The 4,239-nt window shown below is 75.6% G+C and carries 3 protein-coding genes and 1 pseudogene; 1 reads left to right on the forward strand and 3 read right to left on the reverse strand.

The genetic code is table 11. From position 1 onward, the window contains the following. The 3 genes from OMK64_RS19700 to murJ form a co-directional block, all read right to left on the reverse strand. On the reverse strand, nucleotides 1-151 hold a 151-nt coding region (locus OMK64_RS19700; RefSeq protein WP_272730054.1), incomplete at its 3' end, for an FAD-dependent oxidoreductase. A 116-nt stretch (nucleotides 152-267) separates the two neighbouring features. Further along, complete coding sequence (locus OMK64_RS19705; RefSeq protein ID WP_272730052.1) at nucleotides 268-2,355, reverse strand: protein kinase family protein; 2,088 nt, start codon at nucleotides 2,353-2,355, stop codon at nucleotides 268-270. A 167-nt stretch (nucleotides 2,356-2,522) separates the two neighbouring features. Next, complete coding sequence (gene murJ / locus OMK64_RS19710) at nucleotides 2,523-4,154, reverse strand: murein biosynthesis integral membrane protein MurJ (protein WP_272730053.1); 1,632 nt, start codon at nucleotides 4,152-4,154, stop codon at nucleotides 2,523-2,525. 5 nt (nucleotides 4,155-4,159) lie between these two features. Between murJ and OMK64_RS19715 the strand changes: the two are divergent. Further along, nucleotides 4,160-4,239 (forward strand): annotated as a pseudogene (locus OMK64_RS19715) (ABC transporter ATP-binding protein); the annotation flags it as partial.

Genomic DNA, 4,239 nt, shown 5'->3' on the forward strand with positions numbered 1-4,239 from the left:
TGGTGTTCATCAGCGCGCCACCGGCGGTCACGGAGCCCGCGACGACCAGCGGCGCCAGGCCGGCACGCGCCGCGTAGATCGCCGCGGTGTAGCCGGCAGGGCCCGATCCGACGATGACGAGGTCGCGCACGGTGCTGGGCTGGTCGCTCACGTGAGTCCTTGGGGTACGACGGGCCGGCGGGGTGCCGGCTGCGGGCTGTTCGCTCAACCGATCGTAGGCCGGATCTGTTCCACGTCCGGACGGCGCCCGCGCGTGGCGGCGACGGGTCAGCTGATCGACATCTCGTTGAGCTCGAGGCGGAAGCCCCCGTCGGCGGCGGTGGGCAACTGCGTGATCCAGACGACGACGGTGGACGCCTCGACCGGGTCGAACTCGAACACGGTGTCGGGGCCGACGGGCCCGGACGCGAGGACCGTGCCGCCGCCGGGGTCGGCCGCGGTGGTGTTCCGGATCTCGACGTTCCCGCCGTTGCCGTTGACGTGCAGCGTCACGTTCGAGACGGTCGCCGGACCCTGCAGGTTGACCACGTAGCCGACGGCGTTCTTGAAGCCGGCGAAGTCGTCGCGCTTGTACGTCTGCGTGTACCAGAACGTCCCCGGGTCGCCGTCGTAGGCGCGGGCCACGGCTTCCTCGTGCTCGCCGTCGCTGTCGGACGGGTCGAAGGACGTGGTGGACGCGATGACGGGCGGGGCGCCGGCGGGCGGCTCGGCCGCGGGGGTCTCACCGGGCTGCTCCGAGGGCTGCTCGGGCGCCTGCGACTCGGCGGGCTGCTCCTGGGACTGGTCCCCGTCGGGGTCCGCGGTCGTCGAACCGGGGTCGAAGGAGGAGAACAGCGCGCGGAACGCGAGCACGACGCCGATGACCACGGCGAGGGCGACGACGGCGAGGACGATCTTCGTGGGGTCGAAGCGCCGCCGCTCGGGTGCGGGCTCGTCCCAGCCGAGCTCGTCGAAGGACTCGATGCCGTCGTCGGGCGGGAGCACGGGGGGCAGGCCGGACGGTCCGTCGACGCGGTACGCGGACGTCGGGCGACGGACGGGCGTGCCGCCGGGAGCGTCAGGCCTCGCAGCGGGCGGGGGCGGGACGTGGGCGACGGGTGCACGCGGCACGGAGGCGGCCGCGGCGGACACGGGTGCGCCGTGGGACGCGAACGCGCCGGGCGCGGCGGTGGGCGGGCTGACGGCGGTCGGCGGACCACCGGCCGGCAGGACGCTCGTCGCCCCGACGGCGTCGGGCCCCGCGCCGTACACCGCGGTGGCGGAGGCGTCGCGGCCGGGAGGACCGGTGACGAGACCGGGCGCGACCGGCACGGTCGGATCGACGTACTCCGGCGGTCCGCCGGCGGCCGCGGCGGCCGCGCCGACCCCCGGTCCGGCGGCGAACGCGCTGGAGCGCGACGGGGCCGCGGGCGGCGGGGTGCCGGGCCGGTTGGACCCGGGCGGGGGAGAGTCGAACGCGCTGCGCACGGACTGGCGCTGGACGCGGACCGGCTCGGTGTCCTGCGAGACGATGTCGGCGATCGACGGTTCGCCCGCGGCCGCGACGGCGCCGCCGAGCACGGCCGTCGCGTCGGGCACCGACGCGACCGCGCGGATCTCGCCCCACGGCTCGAGCTCGCGCACGAGCTCGCCCGGGCTGTGCGGGCCGTCGTCGTGGGGTCCGAGCGTGACCGCGCAGAGGGTGTCGAGGTCCGCCGGGACGCCGGCGACGAGGTCGGACGGCGGGACGGGTCGCCCGTCGAGGAACGGCGCGTCGGGCAGCGGGTCCCCGGCGCCGCGGCGGTCGCCCCCGGGCCAGCAGCCGGTGAGGGCCGCGTACAGCAGGCGGACGAGCCCGACGGTGTCGGTGCGCGTGGTCGCGCGCGCGTCGCCCGCGGCGGTGCCGAGCAGTGCCGCGTCGAGCGCGAGCCCGCCGAGCAGCACGCGCCCGTCGGAGTTGACGTGGAGCACGGAGGGCCGCAGCGCGAGGTGGTGGACGCCGCGACGGCGGGCGACCTCGAGCGCGGAGGCGGCCTCGCCGATGACGGCGCGCGCCTGGTCGGGCGTCAGCGGTGCCCGGGCGACGAGCTGCGCGAGCGACGGGCCGGTGACCTGCTCGGACACGACGTAGCCGACGCCCTCGTGCGTGCCGACGTCGAGCACGCGCACGAGCCGTGCGTCGGTCACGAGCGCCGCACGGCGGGCCGCGTCGAGCGCGGGTGCGACGGCCCCGGCCTCGAGGACGCGGACGCGCACGGGGCGGTCGAGGATCTGGTCCGTGGCCTGCCAGGCGCTGGCTCCGTCGAGGTCGGAGGGTGCGGGCGCGACGATGCGGTAGCGGCCCGCCAGCACGGTGCCTCGTCCGACCTCGCTCACCAGCACCTCCTCCGGTTGCTCACGTGCGTCCGCCCCCGTCGGCGCCACGGGCGGGCGGCGGGGGGCTCACCAGCATGGTAGACGGCGGCCTGCGACGGCGACGGCAGACCGGCATGCTATCCGGACGGAACGGACACCCGGGGACTGGCCGGCCGGGGGCCGAGGGCTCAGCGCCGGCCGGGTCGCAGCCGGGCGCGCACGGGCCGCAGCAGCCCGTCGAGCTCCTCGACCCGCAGCAGACGCAGCGCACCGAGGTAGGCGAGACCACCGAGCCCGCCGGCGACGGCGCACGTGACCACGGACTGCACGAGCCCGTCGGGGAGCCCGAGCGCGACGACCCGGGTCGCGAGCCACGCCACGAGGACCGCGGGCACCACGGCGACGAGGGCCCGCACGTGCAGCCGCATGATGCGTCCGCCGTCGACGCGGCCGAGGACGCGCCGCAGGTGGCGGGTCGCGGCGACCGCTCCCACGAGGTACGAGACGCTCATCGCGAGACCCGCGCACGCGGTCCACCACGACGCGGGCGCGAGCGCCATGCCGAGGACCGTGCCGGCGGCGACGACCACCGCCATCGCGACCTGGATCGGCACCATGCCGCGGGCGTCCTCGTACGCGTAGTACACGCGCTGCGCCATCGACCACGCGCCGAAGGCGGGCAGGCCGACGACCATCGCCTGCACGACGCGCGCGGTGGCGTCGACCGCGTCGGCCGGGGCGCTGAACGCGATGATGTCGGTCACGGGCCGGGCGAGCACGAGCAGCAGGCCCGCGGCCGCCACGGTGAACAGCCCGACGACGCGGACGCCGTAGGAGAAGGTCGCGCGCACCCCGTCGACGTCCTCGTCGTGCGCCTGCCCGGAAAGTCGCGTGAAGAGCGCCGTCGCGAGCGACACCGTCACGAGCGAGTGCGGCAGCATGAAGATGGAGAACGCGACGTCGTACGCGTTGTTGGACGCGACCACGGCGGCGTCGCTGGCGCTCGGTGCGCGTGACGCGACGCGCGAGACCACGACGTTGCCGAGCAGCCCCACGCCCAGGCCGACCAGCGTCCACGTCGCGACCGTGCCGGCGCGGCCGAGCCCTGAGCCGCGCAGCCCCCACCGGACGCGGTACCGGACGCCCGCGCGCCGCAGCGACGGGACGAGCACGAGGGCCTGCGTGACGACGCCCAGGGTCGAGACCCCGGCGAGCAGCGCGACCTGGCCGGAGGTCCACGTCGAGGCCTGGTCGACCCCGCTCGTCTCCGGGCTGCCGAACACGACGAGGAACGCGACGAAGCCGGCGATCGCGACGAGGTTGTTGACGACGGGCGCCCACATGTACGGGCCGAACGAGCCGCGCGCGTTGAGGACCTGACCGAGCAGCGCGTACACGCCGTAGAAGAAGAGCTGCGGGATGCACCAGTACGCGAACGTCGTCGCGAGCGCCATCTGCGCAGGTGCGGCGTCGGCGTAGAGGTTGACCAGCAGCGGGGCGGCGAACGTGAGGACGACGGTCGCGGCGGCGAGCACGACGAAGCCGAGCGTGAGCAGGCGGTCGACGTACTCCTGCCCCGCGTCGCGCTTGTACGCGCGGACGACCTGCGGCACGAGGACGGCGTTGAGCACACCGCCCGCGAGCAGCATGAACAGGATGTTCGGCAGCTTGTTGGCGACCGAGAACGCGTCGGCCGCCTCACCGGTGACGCCGATCGCGGCGACGAGCACCATCATCCGCAGCAGCCCGGTGACCCGGGAGACGGCGGTGCCGGACGCCATGAGCGCCGCACCGCGTCCGATGCTGCCGGGGCCGGTCATGACGGGTCCTCTCGTCGCACGTCATGGACCTGGTGCAGCGCATGTGCGACCACGTCGCGATCATCGCGGGCGGTCACGTGCTGGC

Source organism: Cellulomonas fimi, assembly GCF_028527925.1.
Classification (GTDB): Bacteria; Actinomycetota; Actinomycetes; order Actinomycetales; family Cellulomonadaceae; genus Cellulomonas; species Cellulomonas fimi_C.

Excerpts from the sequence above, each read along its gene's own strand:
- murJ (WP_272730053.1), bottom strand. The coding sequence starts at position 4,154 with ATGACCGGCCCCGGCAGCATCGGACGCGGTGCGGCGCTCATGGCGTCC.